This is a genomic window from Tenacibaculum sp. Ill (assembly GCF_051938915.1).
In the GTDB taxonomy this organism is placed as follows: domain Bacteria; phylum Bacteroidota; class Bacteroidia; order Flavobacteriales; family Flavobacteriaceae; genus Polaribacter; species Polaribacter larymnensis.
In genome coordinates this window covers 1,045,414-1,068,120 of record NZ_JBPSCW010000002.1, presented here as the reverse complement: position 1 = coordinate 1,068,120, position 22,707 = coordinate 1,045,414, and the positions used below count along the sequence as shown (strand labels likewise).

23 protein-coding genes are annotated in these 22,707 nt (G+C 31.9%); 12 read left to right on the top strand and 11 right to left on the bottom strand.

From position 1 onward, the window contains the following. Positions 1-4 precede the first annotated feature (4 nt). Positions 5-865, bottom strand: a complete 861-nt coding sequence (locus ACTPNM_RS05090) for a flavin reductase family protein (protein WP_099215940.1) — start codon at positions 863-865, stop codon at positions 5-7. A 75-nt stretch (positions 866-940) separates the two neighbouring features. Between ACTPNM_RS05090 and ACTPNM_RS05085 the strand changes: the two genes are divergently transcribed. Further along, on the top strand, positions 941-2,089 hold the full coding sequence (locus ACTPNM_RS05085; RefSeq protein ID WP_440120871.1) for a sensor histidine kinase: 1,149 nt from the start codon (positions 941-943) through the stop codon (positions 2,087-2,089). Here ACTPNM_RS05085 and ACTPNM_RS05080 read toward each other — a convergent pair. From ACTPNM_RS05080 to greA, 3 genes are all read right to left on the bottom strand, one after another. Then, complete coding sequence (locus ACTPNM_RS05080; protein WP_125068824.1) at positions 2,086-2,271, bottom strand: hypothetical protein; 186 nt, start codon at positions 2,269-2,271, stop codon at positions 2,086-2,088. The two genes, ACTPNM_RS05085 and ACTPNM_RS05080, sit on opposite strands and share 4 nt — an antisense overlap. Positions 2,272-2,283: 12 nt before the next feature. Continuing rightward, positions 2,284-2,676 (bottom strand): HIT family protein, encoded by a 393-nt coding sequence (locus ACTPNM_RS05075; RefSeq protein ID WP_440120870.1) that lies wholly within the window; start codon positions 2,674-2,676, stop codon positions 2,284-2,286. A gap of 101 nt (positions 2,677-2,777) precedes the next feature. Continuing rightward, entirely contained in the window at positions 2,778-3,251 is a 474-nt protein-coding gene (greA, locus tag ACTPNM_RS05070) for a transcription elongation factor GreA (protein ID WP_440120869.1), read from the bottom strand. A gap of 194 nt (positions 3,252-3,445) precedes the next feature. Here greA and ACTPNM_RS05065 point away from each other — a divergent pair, with 194 nt between their 5' ends. The 9 genes from ACTPNM_RS05065 (at position 3,446) to ACTPNM_RS05025 (ending at position 13,349) form a co-directional block, all read left to right on the top strand. Further along, the gene (locus ACTPNM_RS05065; protein WP_440120868.1) at positions 3,446-3,856 is read left to right on the top strand and encodes a Rieske (2Fe-2S) protein; all 411 of its coding nucleotides are present in this window, start codon (positions 3,446-3,448) and stop codon (positions 3,854-3,856) included. A gap of 66 nt (positions 3,857-3,922) precedes the next feature. After that, on the top strand, positions 3,923-5,080 hold the full coding sequence (locus tag ACTPNM_RS05060) for a 5-(carboxyamino)imidazole ribonucleotide synthase (protein WP_440120867.1): 1,158 nt from the start codon (positions 3,923-3,925) through the stop codon (positions 5,078-5,080). Between the two features lie 38 nt (positions 5,081-5,118). Continuing rightward, positions 5,119-5,598: a 5-(carboxyamino)imidazole ribonucleotide mutase gene (purE, locus tag ACTPNM_RS05055; protein ID WP_099215934.1), complete on the top strand. Its 480-nt coding sequence runs from the start codon at positions 5,119-5,121 to the stop codon at positions 5,596-5,598. Between the two features lie 81 nt (positions 5,599-5,679). After that, entirely contained in the window at positions 5,680-7,713 is a 2,034-nt protein-coding gene (locus ACTPNM_RS05050) for a M3 family metallopeptidase (protein ID WP_440120866.1), read from the top strand. A 55-nt stretch (positions 7,714-7,768) separates the two neighbouring features. Continuing rightward, complete coding sequence (locus ACTPNM_RS05045) at positions 7,769-8,986, top strand: carboxypeptidase-like regulatory domain-containing protein (RefSeq protein WP_440120865.1); 1,218 nt, start codon at positions 7,769-7,771, stop codon at positions 8,984-8,986. Positions 8,987-9,091: 105 nt separating this feature from the next. After that, positions 9,092-9,430, top strand: coding sequence for a hypothetical protein (locus tag ACTPNM_RS05040; protein WP_440120864.1), 339 nt, complete (start codon positions 9,092-9,094; stop codon positions 9,428-9,430). Positions 9,431-9,613: 183 nt separating this feature from the next. Then, positions 9,614-11,974 (top strand): TonB-dependent receptor domain-containing protein, encoded by a 2,361-nt coding sequence (locus ACTPNM_RS05035; protein WP_440120863.1) that lies wholly within the window; start codon positions 9,614-9,616, stop codon positions 11,972-11,974. A gap of 19 nt (positions 11,975-11,993) precedes the next feature. Then, the gene (locus ACTPNM_RS05030; RefSeq protein WP_440120862.1) at positions 11,994-12,818 is read left to right on the top strand and encodes a hypothetical protein; all 825 of its coding nucleotides are present in this window, start codon (positions 11,994-11,996) and stop codon (positions 12,816-12,818) included. Between the two features lie 57 nt (positions 12,819-12,875). After that, positions 12,876-13,349, top strand: a complete 474-nt coding sequence (locus ACTPNM_RS05025) for a DUF4625 domain-containing protein (RefSeq protein ID WP_440120861.1) — start codon at positions 12,876-12,878, stop codon at positions 13,347-13,349. A 3-nt stretch (positions 13,350-13,352) separates the two neighbouring features. Here the strand turns inward: ACTPNM_RS05025 and ACTPNM_RS05020 are convergent, their stop codons facing one another. Continuing rightward, positions 13,353-14,582 (bottom strand): glycosyltransferase, encoded by a 1,230-nt coding sequence (locus ACTPNM_RS05020; protein ID WP_440120860.1) that lies wholly within the window; start codon positions 14,580-14,582, stop codon positions 13,353-13,355. A gap of 4 nt (positions 14,583-14,586) precedes the next feature. After that, positions 14,587-15,057, bottom strand: a complete 471-nt coding sequence (locus ACTPNM_RS05015) for a heme-binding domain-containing protein (protein ID WP_440120859.1) — start codon at positions 15,055-15,057, stop codon at positions 14,587-14,589. A 97-nt stretch (positions 15,058-15,154) separates the two neighbouring features. On the opposite strand from ACTPNM_RS05015, the gene lpdA reads away from it, so the two are divergent. After that, entirely contained in the window at positions 15,155-16,555 is a 1,401-nt protein-coding gene (lpdA, locus tag ACTPNM_RS05010; RefSeq protein WP_440120858.1) for a dihydrolipoyl dehydrogenase, read from the top strand. A gap of 125 nt (positions 16,556-16,680) precedes the next feature. Continuing rightward, entirely contained in the window at positions 16,681-16,899 is a 219-nt protein-coding gene (locus ACTPNM_RS05005; protein WP_440120857.1) for a hypothetical protein, read from the top strand. 191 nt (positions 16,900-17,090) lie between these two features. Here ACTPNM_RS05005 and ACTPNM_RS05000 read toward each other — a convergent pair whose 3' ends face one another. The 5 genes from ACTPNM_RS05000 to ACTPNM_RS04980 form a co-directional block, all read right to left on the bottom strand. Beyond that, positions 17,091-19,208, bottom strand: a complete 2,118-nt coding sequence (locus tag ACTPNM_RS05000; protein WP_440120856.1) for a peptidylprolyl isomerase — start codon at positions 19,206-19,208, stop codon at positions 17,091-17,093. 105 nt (positions 19,209-19,313) lie between these two features. Beyond that, positions 19,314-20,606, bottom strand: a complete 1,293-nt coding sequence (locus tag ACTPNM_RS04995) for a hemolysin family protein (RefSeq protein WP_440120855.1) — start codon at positions 20,604-20,606, stop codon at positions 19,314-19,316. Then, on the bottom strand, positions 20,606-20,803 hold the full coding sequence (locus tag ACTPNM_RS04990; RefSeq protein ID WP_330487512.1) for a hypothetical protein: 198 nt from the start codon (positions 20,801-20,803) through the stop codon (positions 20,606-20,608). The genes ACTPNM_RS04995 and ACTPNM_RS04990 overlap by 1 nt, the downstream gene beginning before the upstream one ends. Then, complete coding sequence (gene lptC / locus ACTPNM_RS04985) at positions 20,803-21,375, bottom strand: LPS export ABC transporter periplasmic protein LptC (protein ID WP_274639197.1); 573 nt, start codon at positions 21,373-21,375, stop codon at positions 20,803-20,805. The genes ACTPNM_RS04990 and lptC overlap by 1 nt, the downstream gene beginning before the upstream one ends. Before the next feature lie 9 nt (positions 21,376-21,384). Beyond that, on the bottom strand, positions 21,385-22,695 hold the full coding sequence (locus ACTPNM_RS04980; protein ID WP_274639196.1) for a hypothetical protein: 1,311 nt from the start codon (positions 22,693-22,695) through the stop codon (positions 21,385-21,387). Positions 22,696-22,707: the final 12 nt, after the last annotated feature.

Here is a 22,707-nt window from a genome sequence, read left to right as displayed (position 1 = left end):
TTATCTATTTAATTAAAAGTACCTTCCAAGCACTTTCTACATCATTGTTTTGTAAATACTCTTGTGCAAAAGTATGTTTTTTTTCAGTTGAAATACCCACAAATTGTGAATGTTCTTTCGCAAAGTTATTAACAGCTTCTTCTGTAGGTAGCTGCTCTACATTGCCTAACATACCTAAATTGTTCCCTGTTAATACTGTACTATTTTTTATTTCAGTAGGTATTTGGTCTACTCCAATTCCTAAGGTAGTTAATGGTTTTGGAATTTCAAAAAAACCATCTCTAGCTCTACTGTAATAATTCCCTCCTGCCCTGGCTACTAAGTCTATTTTATGTTGGTCTATACTACCGTCTTCTGCTAACACATCTTCGTTTACATGTAGTTTTACTACCTCACAAACAATTAAGTTTCCTGCTCCACCTTCTTCACCTGTGTAAATAATGTCTTTTACTTTACACTCAAATTGTACAGGAGACTCCGCTACTCTAAACGGCTTTACCTCATCTGAAGGTAACATTGTAAAACCAGCTTTTATAAACTCATTTACTCCTTTTGGGTACATGGTACTACTCAACGACATTTGCTGAACAATATCGTAATTTACAATATTAATAACCACTTCTCTGGTTGCTTCAGCATTGTCTAAAGTATGTTTGGTTTTATTTCCTCGTACACTACGTGCTGGAGAAAAAATCATAATTGGTGGGTTTGCCCCAAATACATTAAAAAAACTAAATGGTGATAAATTTGGGTTTCCATCTGCATCTACAGTACTTGCAAAAGCAATAGGTCTTGGAGCTACAGCTCCTAATAAATATCCATGAAGTTTAGAAGTTGGTATATCTTTAGGGTTTATTGATAACATTCTGTATAATTTTAGTGTAAATATACTACCTATTTATAAATTTAGTTATTCTAGATAATAGTTTATATTTGATTGATGGTTTTTTTTAGAAACACTTATTGGGTAAAACGTATTGCAATTAGTATTTCCTTACTTATCGTTTTATTTATTTTATGGAATACCTACGTGTTTTTTCAAAAATTTAAAAAAGATGAACGCGCTAAGATGGAGATTTATGCCACTGCTATTAAAGAAGTGGTATCTAACCCAAATTCAGATGGTAACTTTAACTTAGTAAACAAAGTTTATGAAACCATAGAGAATATTCCTTCTATTTTGGTTGATAAAGATGGACAGATAAAGCAGTTCCATAACTTAGATTCTATAAAATCTACAGACCCAAAGTATCTTCAACAGCAATTGAGCATTATGAAAAAACAGAATGAACCAATTGCTATAGAGTACTTAGGTATTAAAGAACATATTTACTACAGAAACTCTGATCTTTTATACAAACTTAAATACTACCCGCTTGCCTTAGTACTAATTTTAGGGTTATTCCTTACTATTATTTACATGGTGTACAAGTCTAACAAAGTTGCTGAACAAAATAAGTTGTGGACAGGAATGGCTAAAGAAACTGCGCATCAAATAGGAACGCCGCTTTCTTCTTTATTAGGTTGGATAGCTATTTTACGTGCTGAGGATGTTAGCAGTGATTATGTTGATGAAATTGAAAAAGATGTGCGACGTTTAAATACCATCGCAAATCGTTTTTCTAAAATAGGGTCTCTACCAGAGTTAAAACCTTACAACGTTGTATCGATTACTAAAGCTGCTTATGACTACTTAGAAAATAGAAGTTCTAAACAAATTTCTTTTTCTTTTACTACCGAAGCAGAAGAAATTCGCGCCAACCTAAATACCGAGTTATATGGTTGGGTAATAGAAAACTTAATTAAAAATGCTATTGATGCTATGCAAGGAAAAGGGAGTTTATCTGTTAGCATTAGTAAAAGTTCTAAGAATGTAAAAATTCTAATTACTGATACCGGTAAAGGAATTCCTAAAACACAGTTTTCACAAATATTCAACCCAGGATTTACCACAAAAAAACGTGGTTGGGGACTCGGATTATCACTCTCTAAACGAATTATTGAGGATTACCACAACGGAAAAATACACGTATTAAAATCTGAAATAGGAAAAGGAACTACTTTTGAAATTTTATTGAATAAGGTTTAACTGTCTGCCTTTACTTTACTCATTAAAAATCCGTAAAACAATCCTCCAGCTCCCCATATAAGCGCCCCTACAAGCATTCTTTTTAAAGTTATTTCTTCCCCTTCAATCCATGGAAAAATAATCATCATCATTATAAACATAATTACTCCCCAGGCTATTCCTTCTTTTATCCACTTTTTCATAGCTCTTTTTATTTATTCAAAATTCTTAGCAATACCTTCTGCAACTACTACAAACTCTTCATTTGTTAATTTTTCTTTCTTTACAAATCGGATGTCCTCCATGGTTTGTAATGGAATTAAATGCACATGTACATGAGGTACTTCTAAACCAATTACACTCATTCCCACACGCTCACATGGAATAGTTTTCTCAATCGCTTTGGCTACTCTATAAGAAAAAGACATTAATCCATCGTACTCTTCTTTCGATAAGTCAAATAATTTATTTTCTTCTCGCTTAGGAATAACCAATGTATGTCCTTTTGCATTTGGGTTGATATCTAAAAAAGCAAAATAGTTATCGTCTTCTGCTATTTTGTATGATGGAATTTCTCCGTTTATAATCTTTGTAAAAATACTTGCCATGTTTTTTTATTTAATTTTACAGTAAAAATAAAAAAGAAATCGGGTTCTAGCGAAGCTAAAACCCGAATAAATCTTTACTCTTTTATATTTGTTCTTTTCTCTTATCGAGAAATCGCCATAACTTCAAACTTCATAATTCCGTTAGGTACTTGTATTTCGGCTACATCACCTACTTTTTTACCTAATAAACCTTTACCTATTGGTGAGTTTACAGATAATTTTCCGTTTCTTACATCACTTTCACTATCTGCAACAAGTGTGTAGGTAAATTCCATTCCGTTAACTGTATTTTTAATCTTAACTATTGAGTGAATTAAGATTTTAGACATGTCCAACTGACTTTCATCAATAACACGAGCATTAGCTACTACATTTTTTAGCTTAGCTATTTTTGTTTCTAATAACGATTGTTCTTCTTTAGCAGCATGGTATTCTGCATTCTCACTCAAATCTCCTTTATCACGAGCATCCGCTATTTCTTGAGAAACACGTGGTCTTTCTACTTGCTCTAAATGTGCTAACTCTTCTTTAAGTTTCTTTAATCCTTCTTCCGTATAATATGATACATTACTCATCTCTTCTCTCTTTTTAAAATCAACAAACTTTTATACGCTTTCCTTAACGTTTTATAAGAAGCATATAACTTTTCTTCCTAGAACCCTGAGGGTTAAATTTAAAAATCCCACGCCGTTAGGAATGAGATTGTCTTACAAATGTACAAAATATTTGTAACTTCGTTGCGTTACAATAACAACTTCTATACTAAAAAATGAAAAAAATATTTTATTTATTTCTTGTTATAATTTGTTTTAGCTGTAGTGATAACACTCCTATTAACAATTGCTTTTCTGGAATAAAAATGAATGCTATCATCGATTTATCGCTTCCAGAATTTAGCGGTTTATTAGTTCCTGGAGGAGAATCTCAAAATGTAATACAAGGGAGAAATGTTTTTATTTTTAGAACAGGAACCTCTGGTTACAGAGCTTTTGACCAGCAATGCCCAGAGCAAAATTGTAACTCTTTAATGACTTTTAACGGAGTAGAAATTACCTGCCCTTGCGATGATAAAAAATACAACTACCTTTCTGGTGGTGCTCCTTTAGATGGTGAAGGTTGTAATGCATTAATGTATTTTGTTACTCCCATTAGTAACAATCAGTTAAGAATATCTCGTTAATACTATTTGTACTAACAATTAGATTCTTATTTTTGCAGCAACAACAACACAATTAACACATTTATCGTGAAAAACTACTTTTCTTCAAACTTTAAATTGGGTGTTCTAGGAGGCGGCCAATTAGGAAGAATGTTACTTACCGAAACGCAAAAATTCGATATCTATACTGTTATTTTAGACGGAAACGCTGACGCTCCTTGCGCTCAGATATGTAACGAATTTCATCAAGGAGATTTATTGGATTATGATACTGTTTACAATTTTGGAAAACAAGTAGATTTGTTAACCATAGAAATTGAAAACGTAAATATTGATGCTTTAGATGCTTTAGAAGCTGAAGGGTTAACTATTTTTCCAAAGCCTAAAAACTTAAGAACTATTCAAAATAAAGCACATCAAAAGGTGTTTTATCACGACAATAATATCCCTACTGCTGACTTTTCTAGGTTTACTTCTTTAGAAGAGTTAAAACACGCTATTAGCAACGAAGCGGTTACGTTTCCTTTTGTATGGAAATCTGCTCGATTTGGATATGATGGTAATGGGGTAAAAATTGTTCGTACCATCAACGATTTAGAAAACCTACCTACTGGTGAGTGTATTTCTGAAAAACTAGTTCCTTTTAAAAATGAATTAGCTGTTATTGTTGCAAGAAATGCAAGCGGTGAAACCAAAACTTACCCAGTAGTTGAAATGGAATTTCACCCAGAAGCTAATCAAGTAGAATATGTAATTTGTCCTGCAAGAATTGAAGATACAGTTGCCAAAAAAGCGCGCGAAGTTGCTTTAAAAGTTGCTGATGCTTTTGATTTTGTTGGATTATTAGCTGTGGAAATGTTTCAAACTGAAGATGACAACATCTTAGTAAACGAAGCTGCCCCAAGAACTCACAATTCAGGGCATTATTCAATTGAAGCAAGTTATACTAATCAATTTGAACAACATTTACGTAGTATTTTAAACCTTCCGTTAGGAAATACTGAAAGTAAAGTAGCCGGAATCATGGTGAACTTGGTTGGTGCTGAAGGCTATACTGGTGATGTAGTATATGAAAACATCGAAGAAATTTTAAAGATTGACGGAGTTACCCCTCACATCTACGGAAAAAAGACAACCAAACCTTTCCGTAAAATGGGACACGTAACTATTGTTAATGAAGATATAAATGAAGCGAGAAAAGTCGCTCAACAAGTAAAAGAAACTATTAAGGTAATAGCAAAATAACCTCTCGACTACGCTCGAGATGACAAAAACATAAAATTATGGTAGGAATTATCATGGGAAGCGATTCAGATCTTCCAATTATGCAAGAAGCAATTGATATTTTAGAGAGTTTTGATATTCAAGTAGAAGTAGATATCGTATCTGCACACAGAACTCCTGAAAAATTATTCGATTATGCTAATAATGCACACAAGCGTGGTGTACAAGTTATTGTTGCTGGTGCTGGTGGTGCTGCTCATTTACCTGGAATGGTAGCAAGTATGAGTCCGTTACCAGTAATTGGAGTTCCTGTAAAAAGTAGAAACTCTATTGATGGTTGGGATTCTGTTTTATCTATTCTTCAAATGCCAGGAGGTGTTCCTGTGGCTACTGTAGCTTTAGATGGAGCAAAAAATGCGGGTATCTTAGCTGCTCAAATTATTGGAGCTTCTGACAAATGTGTGTTAGACAAAATAATCGCTTATAAAGAAGGCTTAAAACTGAAAGTTGAAAAAGCTTCTGAAAGAGTAAAAAAATAAGTACCTTAGTACGATATTAACTTGAAGACCTCACAGATTTTTTATTTGTGAGGTTTCTTCAATTTTTTAAACTAAATTTTCATGACTAAAAATCCACTTTTACAAGATTTTAATACGCCCCCTTTTTCTCAAATTAAAGAAGAAAATTATAAACCTGCTATAAAGGAAGCTATACAAATAGCAACAAATGAAATTAATGCTATTGTAGAGAATCCTGAAGCTCCTACTTTTGAAAACACTACAGTTGCTTTAGATAATACAGGTAATACGTTAGATAGAGCTACTTCTATCTTTTTCAATTTAAACTCTGCTGAAACAAATGAAGAAATTCAAAAAATAGCGAAAGATATTTCGCCTTGGTTAAGTGAGTTTAGAAACGACATGATTTTAAATGAAGAATTGTTTAAACGTGTAAAAACCGTATACGATCAATTGTCTGATTTAAACTTGACTCCTGAACAAGAAATGTTGTTAGATAAACAATACAAAAGTTTTGCGCGTAACGGAGCAAATTTAAATGAAGCTGATAAAGCTGAGCTTCGTAAAATTGATGCTGAGTTAGCAAAATTATCTTTACAGTTTGGAGAGCATGTTTTGGCTGAAACCAATGCTTTTAAATTATTTATTACCAATGAAGATGATTTAGCAGGCTTACCAGAAAGTGCTAAAGAAGCTGCTAAAGAACTTGCCAATTCAAAAGGTAAAGAGGGTTGGATGATTACCTTAGATTATCCAAGTTATATTCCTTTTATGACCTATGCTGATAATAGAGAATTGAGAAAAAAGTTATCCATCGCTTTTGGTAAAAAAGGATTTCAACAAAATGAATATAACAATGAACAAGTTGTAAAAAACATTGTAACCCTACGTCATAAAAGAGCAAACCTATTAGGTTATAAAACCCACGCTCATTTTGTATTAGAAGAGCGTATGGCTGAAACTCCTGAAAAAGTTATGGAGTTTTTAAATGAGCTATTAGAAAAGGCCAAACCTGCTGCACAACGTGAGTTTAAAAACTTAGAAGCGTATGCTAAAAAATTGGATGGAATTGACCAACTGCAAAAATGGGACGGTGCTTACTATTCTGAAAAACTAAAAAAAGAGTTATTTAACTTAGATCAAGAGTTATTGAAACCTTACTTTAAGTTAGAAAATGTAATTGATGGTGTGTTTACTGTTGCTAACAAATTGTATAATTTACAGTTTGAAGAAATAGACACTATTGACAAGTATCATGAAGATGTAAAAACGTATGCTGTAAAAGATACTGATGGTAATTTTGTTTCATATTTCTATGCAGATTTTCACCCAAGACCAGGAAAACGTAATGGTGCGTGGATGACTTCTTATAAATCACAATACATGAGTAACGATACTAACGAAAGACCTCAAGTATCTATCGTTTGTAACTTTACCAAACCTACGCAAACTAAGCCTTCTTTATTAACTTTTAACGAGGTTACTACCTTATTCCACGAGTTTGGTCACGCCTTACACGGAATGCTTGCCAATACGACTTATAAAAGCTTATCAGGAACTTCTGTTTCTTGGGATTTTGTGGAGTTACCTAGCCAAGTTTTAGAAAACTGGTGTTACGAAAAAGAAGCGTTGGAGTTATTTGCAAAACATTATGAGACAGGTGAGGTTATTCCTATGGAATATGTTGAGAAGATTAAAGAATCTGCAAGTTTCCATGAAGGAATGCAAACCCTGCGCCAATTAAGCTTCGGATTATTAGATATGTCTTGGCATTCTGGAGATTCTCCTGAAACAATTACTAATGTTAAAGAATTTGAAACGAATGCTTTCGCAGAAACTAAATTATATCCTGATGTAGCAGAAAACTGTATGAGTACTTCTTTTTCTCATATTTTTCAAGGTGGATACTCAGCTGGATATTACTCTTACAAATGGGCAGAAGTGTTAGATGCTGATGCTTTTGAATATTTTAAAGAGGAGGGTATTTTTAACAAAGAGGTTGCAGATAAATTTAAAAACAATGTATTATCTAAAGGAGGTACAGAAGAACCTATGGAATTATACAAACGTTTTAGAGGAAGAGAGCCAAAACCAGATGCTTTATTAAGGCGTGCTGGATTGATTGACAAGAATTAATAAATAAAATTTTATCACTTTAAATAAGTCCCTATTTTTATGGAAAATAATTTTCATGAAAAAGGGACTTTTTCTTTTCTTACTCTTCGTAAACTCTATTTCATTTTCTCAAATCTTAATTAAAGGAAATGTATTTTCAAAAACTGATGAACCTCTAGAAGGAGCTTCTGTTTACTTTAACAACACTACTACTGGTACAATAACAAATTCTCAAGGAGAATTTGAGTTAAAAATCAAAGAAGGAAACTATACATTAGTTATTTCTTTTTTAGGCTATAAAACAAAACAGCTTTTAATTACTCCTCAAAAAAAAGATATAAGTATTAACATTAAACTTGAAGAAGACAGTAGTATTTTAAACGAAGTTGTAATCAAGAAAACTGTTTACGATAAAAACTGGGAATATAATTTAGCTCGTTTTAAACAAGCCTTTTTAGGAAGAACAAAACTCGCAGAAACGTGTAAAATTATAAATGAAAAAGACCTCTATTTTGATTACAATGCTAAGGCAAACACACTCTCTGCTTTGGCTAAAAAACCACTTAGAATTAAACATCAAGGTTTAGGGTATTTAATTACTTATGATTTAGTTGATTTTGTACTAGAAGAACAAAAGTTATTTTTTAGTGGCTTTGCACGTTATGAAGACTTACGTAAAAATATTAAAAGGAAGTGGAAACAAAACAGACTTGAAGCTTATAATGGTTCTCAAATGCACTTTTTAAGAAGTCTTACTTCAAAAAAGCTTAAAAAGGATGGCTTTGTAGTTAATCAATTTAAACGAGTTCCAAATCCTGATAGACCTTCTGAGGAAAAAATAAACTTTGCTAGAGAGTTTTTTAAACTTTACAACAAACCTGTTAATTTATCTAAAAACATATCTAATCCAAAAACTACCCTAGATAGTGTAATTGTTACACTTCAAAAGGCTAGACTTCCCAAACATCAAGATTACTTATATAAAAAGAGCGTTCCTTATGAGGATATGATTACTTATAATAGTAATACTCCTTTTTTAAATTTTAAAAATTACTTAATGGTTATTTACACTAAAGAACCTGAAGAAGAAAATTATTTAATCGGTATGTTTGGAAAGCGAAAAAAAGCTAGTGGTGTACAAACCTCAAATATTGTTTTGTTAGAAGGAAATGCTCAAATAGATAAATCGGGCGTACTTATTAACCCTAATGCTATATTTAACGAAGGATATTGGGGCTTTGAAGCTTTTGCTAATATGTTGCCTTTAGACTATAAAGCATTCGAAAGTAAATAATTTTTACCAAAACAATTTTTTCCTTCTTTTTAGAAAAAATTAACACAATTTCACATATAAAAAGTTTGCTAAGCCCTTACTTTTGTTTTCCTACAGTTATAAAAAATGAGCTTGAATAAAAATAGCATATTTAGCAAAATCACCTCTTTATCTTTGGTGGTTCTTCTTATGCTTCCTATTCTTATAAAAGCTACCCATCATCATGAAAATGAAGCACACCATCATAACTGTAAAGAAAAATCTACTCACTTACACGAATCGGTAAACGATCATTGTGATATTTGTTATTTTTCTTTTGCTTCTTTTGATGTACCAACACAAAATTTCTCACAAGTTTCAGCTATTCTTCCTGGTAAGATACTAGTAGATAATTACAAGTCAATTATCTTATCTTCTTACCACTCTCTGAATAGAAAACTTAGAGGACCTCCTACAAACTTGTAGCATATTATTTTTAGAACATTTGTACTCTTATCGGAGTATATACTTATGCAACCCTAAAACTAGGTTTTACGCTATAATTACATATGTTTACTCCTACTATAGTAACGTGTTCTAAACTTATTTAATCAATAGTCGATTTTTTCTATTTCGGCTAACACAATTCGTTTTTAAATTCTGTTTACAATGACAAAACAAAGCTTAGGTGCTTTATTTTGTGTATTGTTTCATGCAATTCTTTTTAGTCAGAATACCAGTTCTGTTACTATTAAAGTAATTGATGGAACAACACAAAGTGAGTTACCCAATGCTCACGTGAGTATTGGTTCAAAGCACGCGTACACAAATACTAAAGGAAATAGTAGTTTTTACAAACTTTTAAACAAAGAGTATCTCTTAACTGTTACTCATGTTGGATATGTTACTTATCAAGAGAACATATCTCCTACTAACTCAGTAATAATTATTCCTTTAACACAAGACAATTCAGTATTAAATGAGGTGGTTATTGCACAAAACCCTAAAAAAACACTAACAAAGTTCTCCAGTAATACACAAAGGATTGATGTTGGTTTTTTAGAGAAAAACAGGGATAATAGTTTAATGCAAACTCTTAAAGATATTCCAGGGGTTAGCACAATTACTATTGGTTCTGGTCAATCCAAACCTACTATTAGAGGTTTAGGTTTTAATAGAGTTGTTGTTGTTGAAAATGGTATAAAACACGAAGCACAACAATGGGGAGCCGATCATGGTTTGGAAATAGACCAATATAATATTGATAATATTGAGGTTACTAAAGGAGCTGCTTCATTGCTCTATGGTTCTGATGCAATATCTGGTGTAATTAGCCTGAAAAATAACTTACTACCTGATGTTAATTCTTTTTCTGGTGAACTAAACCTTACTAACAGAAGTAACAACGATTTTTATGGAGTTTCTTTGGGAGTTAAACAACGTTATAATCACTGGTATTATAAAGCTAGAATTACTCATGAAGATTATGGCGACTATAAAGTTCCTACCAAAAAAATCACGTACGATAATTACATTTTTGACTTGCATAAAAATTACTTACGTAACACAGCGGGGTACAATCATAATGTTGGAGTTTCTATAGGTTATGTATCAGATAATATTAGCTCTATAACTTCTTTTAGTAATGTAAATTCTAAAAATGGTTTTTTCGCTAATGCACATGGTCTTGAAGTGAGAACTTCTAAAATAGAGTACGATGCTGACAATAGAGATATTGATTTACCCCATCATAAAGTCAATCATTTTAAAATAACGAATAATACCAGTTTTTTGTTCCCCAATTACACGTTAGATGTTGAGCTTGGTCTTCAAAAAAATCATCGCGAAGAACACTCAGAACCTGTTCCGCATGGTTATATGCCCAAACCGTCATCTACAATGGAACGCTTGTTTAAGAAGAACACCTACAGTCTTAATGCAAAAAGTCAATTACACTATTTTGAAAAACATAAAGTTACCACGGGTATAAACTTAGAGTATCAAGATAATATTATTGATGGCTGGGGATTTCTTATTCCTGAATATACTCGTTTTACAGTTGGGGCTTTTGTATACGATCAAATAAAACTCAACAACAATTTATATTTAGATGGTGGTGTACGCTACGATTATGGCGTAATAAAAACCCAACCCTATTACGAATGGTTTTTATCTCCTGTTACTGACGAAAACGGAAATACTACTCAGCAACAACTACAACGTTCAGAAAGAAAGAATTTAACTTTTGGAAGTTTTAGTGCTTCAGCTGGATTAAGTTATGGACTTAAAAACACATCGTATAAAATAAATATAGGTAAGAGTTTTAGAATTCCACTGGCAAACGAATTGGCTTCAGACGGAGTAAACTATCACATGTACCGATATGAAGAAGGAAACCTTGATTTAGAGCCTGAAAGTTCTTATCAAATAGACGGAGAGTTTAAAGCAAATTATAATAAAGCTTCTATTCAGATCACACCTTTTGTCAATTATTTTGATAATTATATCTATTTAAGTCCAACCCCTGAGTATTACGAAACGCTTCAAAAGTATCAATACAGTCAAAGTCGTGTTTTTAGATATGGCGGTGAAGTTATGATTCAATATGAACCTATTGATAAATTATCGATTACGGGTTCTTTAGAATATGTAAAAGCAAGACAATTAAGTGGAAAAAAGAAAAACTTCACACTTCCTTTTTCTCCTCCGTTAACAGGAGTTGTTTCGCTTGAGTATACATTGAATCCTTGGTTAACTTTTGGCGACACTAAACTATTCTCAAGTGTACGATTGGTTTCAGATCAAAACAATATTGTACCCCCTGAAAAAACTACAGAAGGGTATTCTTTAATAAATATTGGTTTGCATACGAGTGTAGATCTTTTCTCAAAAAAACAACCTCTTAAAATTCAAGGGAGGTTAAATAATATTTTAAATAACAAAGTATTCGACCACACGAGTTTCTATAGACTTATAGAAGTTCCTGAGCCTGGAAGAAACTTTTCAATAACAATTATACAAACATTTTAATCATTTAATTTTTTTAATCATGAAAAACACATTTAAAACCGCAATCTTATTTTTTGTAAGTCTTTTAATCATTTCTTGTAGTGATGAAGATAACATTCAAAACACTTTCGAAGAAAATATTAACCCAGAACGTTTTAAAAGCATAGAATTAGGAAATTCTGATTTTGTTTTACCACAATCAAACGTAGATGTTCATATTCAATTTGATTATGAAGGAACCAGTAAAGTTTCTAAAATTTATTTTGATGTTGAAGCTGCTGACGTTACAAATATTAAACCTGGTGAATTAATTTGGGAATTAAAAAATCACTTAGTTCCTGTTGATCGTTACCAAGGTCAATTAAATCCGCACATTCACTATCACGTATATTTTGATGAAGATAATAAGTATAGTCCTTCATTTACACCTGCTGAAGGAGTTTATAACTTCAAAATTACGGTTGAACACGAAGATGGAACGAAAAGTATCATCACAAAAAAACTTCACATTATTCAAAAGTTTAAAGACTTAGAAATAGGTGATAACAACTCAATTGCCTTTGGAAAAGATGAGTTACATACAGAATTCGAATATGTTTCTGGTAACAATACGGTAACTGAAATTAAATATGAATTTTGGTTTGAAGAATGGAGAGAAGGTCAAAATGTTGAAGTTGGTAAGTGGGATAAAGTAATTAATGTTTTACCTAAAGAATTGTATGAAGGAGTTAAAAATCCGCACATCCATTATCATTACGATTTAATTCCTGGTGCTCCAGTAGGAAGCTACTGGCTAAATATTTACGCTAAAGAAAGCGGAGAAAGCGAAACAGTAAAATTGTCAATTCCTATCGAAATTAAATAATCATAACAAAAAAGACTACTTGAGTTTTTCAAGTAGTCTTTTATAAAACAAATTATCATGAAATTATTAAAAATAACAAGTGCTTTACTATTAATTATAGCGTTAAACATTAGCTGTAGTAGCGAATCTGAAGAACCTGATACAGAAAAGCCTACTATTACTTTAAACTACAACGAAGGGTTTCCTCAATCTTGTACTGTTTTAGAAAAGGGAAAAGAATACACTATACGTGTAAAAGTCTCTGACAATATAGCTCTGGCTACTTACGCTATTGACATCCATCATAATTTCGATCATCACACACACGATGATCAAGGTTCAAATTGTGCGTTATTTCCCATTAAAGATCCTATTACTCCTTTAATTTTTATGGAAAACTATACTATTGATAACAATCCTAAAGAATATGAGATAATGCAAAAGATTACAATTCCTACAGACATAGATTCAGGAGATTATCACTGCCAAATTTCTGTAATAGATGTTACTGGATGGCAAAGTAGAACCTCAGTAGATATTAAAATTGAATAAGTTCTATTTCTTATTCTTTTCTTCAATCCACTTGCTCATAAATTTTGTAGCCTGTAAGGTTTGATGTTGCAACAAACTTCCAAGAAAATTTTGTGTACGATGTGTTTCAAGGTTTTCTTGGATTTCTTTTATTTTATTTACAAAAGAAAAAGCTATTTTTTCTTTATCATATATCGAATTGATAATTGCAATTCCTTTTTGTTGAGACTTTTTCCAAAGAATATCATAAGTATACAGCTCTATAGCTTTGTTGGCAAACTTCACAAAATCATCTTCTATAAATCCGTTCCAAGGTAAATTTCCATGCATGCCTTCTGCACCTATTGAAGTAGTAACACTTGGAGTACCACATTCCATTGCTTCTGTTAATTTCCCTTTAATCCCAGCTCCAAAACGAATTGGCGCTAACACTACTCTAGCACTTTTAACTACTTCGAGTGCATCTTCTGCAAAACCTTTTATAATAAATCCTTCTTTTGGTTTATGCAATTGCTGAATTTGCTGCGTAGCATAGGCTCCGTAGATATGCAATTCTGCCTCTGGTAATTGCTTTCTTATCGTTTTCCAAATTGTTTTTAATTGTAAAACAGCATCGACATTTGGAGCATGAAAAAAGTTTCCTATAAATACAAAATGTTTTCGTTCTTCAAACGACTTCCATTTTTTTACTACTTTTTCGTCAATTGAACTCAATAAAAAAGGTAAATGATATAGTAAAGATTCATCAACTTTAAAAACGTCTTTCAATAACTGCATTTCGTAGGTTGAAATAATCAAACTCATATCACAACGTAAAATAGCAGCGATTTCTCGTTTTGCTTCATCCGACTTCAACAATGCTTCTGTAGAAAATTGTTTTCCTTTTTTTAATTGTTGATGACGTGTTTTACGTAAAAAATGTAAATCTTCTGTATCTAAAACTCGTAAAGCTTTCGGGCAATATTCTGCTACACGCCAACCAAATTGTTCTTCCATCATAAAACGATCGAACAACACAACATCTGGTTGTAGTTCTTTAATAAAATCATCAAAAGAACTTGAATTTAATTCAATCGATTTCTCCTCAACTCCTAACTCTGCTAAGTTTAAAGAGTTTTCAGTTTTTTGGGCAGGTGTTGCAAAAGTAATGGTATAGTTTTGGTTTTTAAAAACATCAAGTAACTGTAACATTCGGTTACCAGCTCCTGTAGTTTTTTCTATCCAAACATATCCAATTATTAAAAGTTGTTGCATTAATTTAGTTCGCTAGCTGCATTTTGTAATCTCCTTGTACACTTTTAGCCCAGTTAATTACTTGCTCAACTTCTTCTTTAGTTAAACGAGCATCAGCGTGTGTCCAAGTATAAGAATCTAATGGCATTTTTCCTTTTTCTACTTCCTCCCAAACTTCTTCCATTTTATGTTCTTTTCTTTTTAAGGAATAAGTAGCCCATTCAGAAAAATTCAATTCTTCTTTTCCATGGTTTACGTGGTCAGCTAACCAATAGTTAACTGGTGTAATACTACTATACCAAGGATAACTAGTTGAATTACTGTGACAATCAAAACATGCTGTTTTTAATATTTTGTGCACTTGATCATTTGGTTTGGTTTCTTTTATAAAAGTTTCAACTGTAGTTATTTCTCCTTGATTTTTTTCTGGTTGAAAAAACTGCGCTATTACCAATAGTATTAATAAGAATCCTATAATTTTTTTGAAAATTTTCATACAACGAATTTAAGTTTTAAAGATATGAAAACTAATTTTATCGACAAATAATTGTATTTTTGTGCTTCATTATTTATGAAAAAATAAAACACAACTCATGAAATACGATTTAATCGTTATTGGTTCTGGTCCAGGAGGGTACATTGCTGCTATCAGAGCCGCTCAATTAGGTTCTAAAGTTGCTATTATCGAAAAGTACTCAACTTTAGGTGGAACTTGTTTAAATGTTGGATGTATTCCTTCAAAAGCTTTATTAGATTCTTCGCACCATTACTATGATGCAGTAAATCATTTCGAAGAGCATGGTATCTCTGTTGAGAAGCCTTCTTTTGACTTCGGAAAAATGGTAGCTCGTAAAGCAAATGTAGTAGAAACTACTACTGGAGGTATCAAATATTTAATGGATAAAAACAATATTGAGGTTTACGAAGGTTTAGGTTCTTTTGAAGATGCTACTCACGTAAAAATCACTAAAAATGATGGTACTGAAGAAGTAATTGAAGGTACTAACATTATAATAGCTACTGGTTCTAAACCATCTTCTTTACCTTTCATTACTATTGATAAAGAGCGTGTAATAACTTCTACTGAAGCTTTAAAACTTCCTGAAGTTCCTAAGCACTTATTAGTTATTGGTGGTGGTGTTATTGGTTTAGAGTTAGGTTCAGTTTATAAGCGTTTAGGTGCTGATGTAACTGTTATTGAGTATGCTCCAACAATTACTCCTACTATGGATAAAGATGTTTCTAAAGAACTTACTAAGGTTTTAAAGAAACAAGGTATGAAAATTAATGCTAGCCACGGTGTAACTTCTGTTGAAAGAAATGGTGACGAAGTTGTGGTAAAAGCTACTAATAAAAAAGGTGAAGAGGTTACTTTTACTGGTGATTACTGTTTAGTTTCAGTAGGTCGTCGTCCGTATACTGAAGGATTAGCTTTAGAAAAAGCGGGTGTTAAAGTTACTGAAAGAGGAATGGTTGAAGTAAATGATCATTTACAAACGAACGTTTCTAACATTTATGCTATTGGTGATGTAGTTCGTGGAGCTATGTTAGCACACAAAGCAGAAGAAGAAGGTGTGGTTGTAGCTGAATATTTGGCTGGACAAAAACCTCACATCGACTATAACTTAATTCCTGGTATTGTTTACACTTGGCCAGAAGTAGCGGCTGTTGGTAAAACTGAACAAGAATTAAAAGATGCTGGTGTTGATTACAAGTCTGGAAAATTCTCTATGCGTGCATTAGGACGTTCTCGTGCAAGTGGAGATACTGATGGATTTGTAAAAGTATTGGCTGATAAAAATACAGATGAAGTATTAGGAGTTCATATGGTAGGTGCTCGTGTTGCTGATTTAATTATGGAAGCAGCTGTTGCGATGGAATACAGAGCTTCTGCGGAAGATTTAGCTCGTATTTGTCATGGACACCCAACCTACTCTGAAGCTATAAAAGAAGCAGCTAAAGCAGCTTGGGATGGACAACCATTAAACGCTTAATAAAAAGCTTTAAAACATATTTAAAAAGCAATCTCATATGAGGTTGCTTTTTTGTTTTAATTAAATTAGTTTAGTTAATATAAAAAACAAGAATTATTCTCTTAAAAGGTATTATAAATTTGACATTGGAAACTATTCATAAATATTTAAAATATATTTCTAACGAATGTGACAGACACTTAAGAGATAAAGAGGTTAGTTACGATGAAATCAATCAATTGAGTATTGAACTAGAAAGGTTTATTAATATGGTAAATGAGAGTGAACTTCCAAAAGAAACTAAATCTCAAATTAATAAACTATCATTTAATACTGATATCGGAAAAGCTGGTTTAAAAGTTTAATAAATAGTTTTTTATTAAACGATGAATCTCCAACGAATATATCATACTACAATATTCAAAAAAGTAGGACAAAAGATCTCAAAAAGTTGAAAAACGATGTTTCTAATTTAAGTTTAAAATTAAAGATGAAATAACATAAAAAAATCCCGAACTAAATAGTTCGGGATTTTTTATTTGTATGACGTTATTTCTTATTGAATTCCGTAGAAAGAACTCATGTTATCTTCAATATCAGACGCTTTTTTAACCGCCTCATACATTTGGAACGTTTTGTTCTGTCTTTCGTTAGCAATACGCTTTCTGTACGTATCGTAGTTTGGTAATGCTGTTGGTAATTCTTTCTTTTCAACAACAAAAGCAAACACCCCTTTATCTCCTACTACATTTTTAACTACTTCGTTCTCTTTTGCGTTAATCATTGCTCCTACTACTTTTGGTTCGAAACCTACACCTGAAATTGTTGGTGATTGTAAGTTTACATCGGTAGCAGTTCTAACTGTTTGACTTACTGATTTAGCGATTTCATCTAATATTGAACCACTAATTTTATCTTCAATCATTTTTGCTTTACGCTCGTTTGTTAAGATAGGGCGTACACTTGCAGTTGCTTTATCTACTGGCATTAATCCCTTTTCAGTTTTTGCAGTTAATACAGCTACTACATATCCACCTTCTACATCAAAACGTTTAAAGTCTCCTTCGTTTACTTCTTTTTCAAATGCCCAAGTAATAATTTGTCTTTCACGACCTACACCTGGTACGTTTTCATCTAAAGACTTTAATCCTACCGCTGGTAAAGAAGTTAAGTTCATTTCTTTTACAGTTTCTTCAAAATCTTTTCCATTTGCTAATTCTAACGCTAATGTTTCTGCATTTTGAAATACTGTATTTTCTGTTTCTTCTGAAGCTTCTATCTTACGTCCAAAAGTAGCTAACTTTACTACTGGTTGGAAGTTCTTTTGACCATCTATTTTAATTACGTGAAATCCGAATTGAGTTTTTACAACTCCCATATCCCCCTCTTTTCCTTCAAAAACAAAGTCTCTGAATGATGGTACCATTCTGTTATAAGCAAACCAATCATAGAATCCACCTTTTTCAGCAGAACCTTGATCTGATGACATTTCTTTAGCTAAATCTGCAAACTTAGATTTATCAGCTTTAACAACAGCTAATAAACTATCTGCAGTCTTCTTAGCTTCTTCTTCAGTTTGAACAACTGTTGCGTCAGCACTTGCAGAACCAACAAAAGGAATTAAAATATGACTTGCTTGTGCAGAATCTGGTAATTGTTTTACTTCTGTAATTTTAGATAATTTAAAGAATCCTGCATCTTTATATGGTCCAAAAACATCTCCTTCTTTACCATTGAAAACTTCTTCGGCAATTACTTGAGGTACTTGAATTTTAAACTTGTAGTTATTATCTAATCTTAAATCAGATTCGTTTTCTTCTAAAAACTCACTATAGTTTGTAGTATTTTTTAATCCTTTTACAGGAGTGTTGTTTATTACTGAATCATCAATTAATTTTGCTACGTTAGCTTTAATAGCTTCTTCATCTTCTGTAGTAGGCTCTATATTAAACTTTACAAAGTTAATATCTCTTGAAGCTTCTACTTGAAAAACGTCTTGATGCTGGTTTATATAATTTTGAACATCACTTTTCTTTAATGTTACTAAACTATCTGCAATTGTAGTATATGGTACATATACATACTTACCTGATACTTTTGTATTTTCAGTGAAATACTTAGATTCCCCCTCTTTTAAAGAAGCTCCTAAGCCAGCAGCAACTAAGTTATCGTATGTTGTTTTTTCTATATTGCTTTTTATAGAAGCCATATATTTTTGCCAAGCACCCCATTCTTGTCCATTTTCTTCTTTAATGGTAGCTAAGTGCTCTTTTAACTTATTTTTATCGAAAATCCCTGAAGTTTGGAATCTAGCGTCGTTTTGAATTACTGGAGTTTCGTATAAGGCATTTAAGATATCTGCATCCCCAACTGTGATTCCTGCTTCTTCTAATTGCTTTTTGTATATTTTTTGACGGATTAAATTATTCCATACTGCTTTTGCAGCCTGCATCTCAGACATGTTATTTCCTGTTTGTGCTTTGTAAGCATCTAGAGCTTCAGCAAACTCTTGACGAGAAATGGCTTCGCCATCAACTTGTCCTATTTCGTTTACTTTGCTTGCGCTAAAAAAGTCTGATATTGTAGAAGGGTCTAATACAAAAGCAAAAAGTGCTAAACCAATTACAAGAATTAAGAACATTGAGCGTTCTCTAATTTTCGATAAAATTGCCATACGTAATTTATTTTATTAACAGTGTGCGAAAATACAATTTCACATTAAATAATGCAATGTTTTTTTATGCTGTTTTTGAGGGAGTTCTAGGCAAAAGAAGGAAAATTAATCTTCTTTACCAGTTACTTTAAAATAAATATCATCAATCTTGGTTGCACTTACTTTTAAGATTTTAATTTGAAAGTTTTCTATATGTAAAACCTCGTCTTGTAGTGGTATTGTTTCAGTATGGTTTAAAATAAAACCTCCAATTGTTTCATAGGCTTCTTCCTTTGGAATGCCTAAGTTATACTCTTCATTAAGATAGTCAACTTCTAAACGAGCTGAAAAGTTAAACTCATTTTCACTGATTCTTTCTTCTAATAATTGTTGTGTATCGTGTTCATCTTCAATTTCACCAAATAATTCCTCAACAATATCTTCAACAGTAATAATACCTGAAGTACCTCCATATTCATCAACTACAACGGCTATACTTTTACGTTTTTTTATTAAATTATTAAGTACATCGTTAATAATCATAGATTCTGGCACAAACTCTACTGGTAACAAAATTGCCTTAATAGTTCGTGGTTTCTTAAAAAGCTCAAAAGCATTTACATAACCTAAAATATCATCTAAAGAGTTTTTATAAACCAAAATTTTTGATAAACCTGTTGTTATGAATATTTTTTTTAGATTACTTACTGTTTCGTGTAAATCAACCGCTACAATTTCAGTTCTAGGCACCATAATTTCACGAGATTTTACCTTGTGAAACTCTAAAGCATTTTGGAATATTTGAATTTCAGAGTCTACCTGTTCCTCATCATTTCCTGCATCTAATTGTTCTGAAATGTAGTTCCCAAGTTCTTCTTTACTAAACTCCGTTTGAATTTCATCTTCTTTTGTACGGAAAAAAACATGCAAGAAAAAATCTGAAATTTTAGTAATTACCCATGTAACTCCATAAAAAATAACATAAAAAACATAAGCAGGTATAGCAAAAAACTTTAGCATTTCATTTGCATAAATTCTAAAGATAGCCTTAGGTAAAAACTCTGCTGTTACCAAGATAATTACTGTTGAAATAAGTGTTTGTGTTAGTAGGCTTACATCAGACAGTACATAATTTACAACTGTATAGTCTGAAGGTAAAAAGGATTGGAACCATCCCATCAACAGCTCTCCCATAAAGTAACTATAAATTACTAAAGCTACATTATTACCTACTAGCATAGTGGTAATAAACTTTGAAGATTTTTCAGTTAACTTGGTTAGAATTTTAGAAAGTATTCCATCCCCTTTTTTCTCTAACTCTATGTGAAGTTTATTTGCTGAAATAAAAGCTATTTCCATACCAGAAAAAAAGGCTGAAAATAAAATAGAAGTAAGAATAATTAAGAGTTCGGGTTGCATTAACGTTCTTTGTTTCTTTTTTCTACTTTTCTTCTAAAATGTCGTTTAAAGAAGAAAATTAATATGATAAAGATAGCAAATCCAAACATAATAAACGCTTCTTGTCTATCAGAATTCCATTTCAAAATTCCTTCAACAAAAAAGATCACTCCTATAATTAAGTATCCGTATTGTAAATATTTCCAAAGTGCGTTCATTATATATCTTTTTGTGTTGTTTCTATATCTCCTGTAATATCTTTAGCTATCCACTTACTCAAATCTTCGCTCGACTCAAATCCAAAGCCATTAATTTCAGATTCTGGAGTTGTAAACCGAAAACCATCTTCTGTAAAAAAGTAGTGTTCATTTTGATCCCAGAATAATTGATTAGTTTCTAGCTTTGTTTGATTCGTATGATTTGTAATAACCACATTTCCTCTTATTTCAGATACTTTTGTTTTGTTGTAGGTTAAAGCATAGTTTCCTGAAATTGTTGTTGAGTCTGTCCCTGTTTTATCAATTGTTACAATTTCAATTCCTTTAGGAAACTCACTATATGGGTGTTCTTTTCTATTAGAGTAATCATAAAAAACAGGTGCTTTTGTTTTTGAACTTATTCTTCCTGAATCTTTATGGACATGATAGATATTTACTGCTGAACCTACTGGTAAATTTTTATCAGCAAGAAAATCTCGCACCTCTTTTTTTGAATTGGTACAAGAAAAAAACATTGCCACCAAACAAATGGTAGCAATGCTATTGTATATATGTTTTGCTCTTTTAAGCATTAACTTCAATTAAGGTACACGAACAGTTTCTCCAATCCAACATCCAACTCTATAACTAGCTCCTGAAGACATTCCTTTTTGGAAAATTAACTTTTTAGATGGTACATTCTTTTTGTAACTAGAAATATATCTTCCAGCTCCACATCCTGGATCAACTTTTTTAGCTTTTAAAGCCTTATTTAAAGCAGCTACATACACCATTCTTTTTTCAAACTCATCGCTACCACAAGAGTTAGCACTTCTTTGGTATAAACTTGCAATGAATAAATATGCTTTACCCATATTAGGGTTGTACTTTAATGCTTCGTAAGCTAAAGCTCTAGCTCTACTTCCTCCAGCACTTTGAGCTTCTCTTAACTTATACTTAGCTTTTTTAAATGGATCAGTTTCCAAGTCAAACGCTTTCTTTCTCATTTTAGCAGCACCAGCGTTATCTCCATTTTTAGCTAAAACTCCTGCTAAGAAGTTATATGCATCTGCTGACTGAGTTACCTTAGCATACTCATTTGCTAACTTCTCAAATAAAGGGTCTGTTTGACATTCTTTATTATACATTCTTGATACTGCTCTTTTTAACCAAACACCATCAGTTTTGTTTTCTTCGAAATCTCTAGAGTAAATAGGTATTAATCTTTCACATGTTGCTATCTTAGAGATTTTTGCATCTAAACCTCCTTCAACTTTACCTAACAACCCTGAGTTAATCGTATAAGCTCTTAAGTTTCTTTTCTCTCTAGAAGTAATTGTTCCTACAGAATCTTTCTCTTGTAATTTTGCAATCTTCTTACTGTAGTCTTCTAATTTTTCTTCTACAGATTCCATTACATCATCATAAGTATCAAAAACTTTTTGAGGATTAGAGTCTTGATATTTATCCGATATCATTTGGAAATATAAAAAGATATTTTTTACTCCCATATCTTTTGGTGAGATATCGTAAGCCTTCTTTAAGATTTCAAAAACTTCATCATCTGAAGCTAATTTATTTTCTATTAAAAAATCAGCATAATCACTATGTGCTTTAGCTGGGTCTTTATCTGGGAAATTAGCTAACCTTGTTTCATATACTTTCTTGGCTAAAACAGGATCTTTCAAGTTTTCAGCAACTTTAGCTCCATATTTATAGATATTAATAGATAATGAAGCACAATTATCTAACAAGTACTCTAAATTAGGTTTTGCTTGGGCATATTTCTTAGTTGTAGCATCTCCTTTAAAAAGGTTATACTTGATATGACATTCTTGGCTTGCTTGCGCTTTCGCTCCATTTACGGCTACAAACAAAAATAATCCTGTTAGTAAATACGTAATTTTTTTCATCGTTCTCAGTTT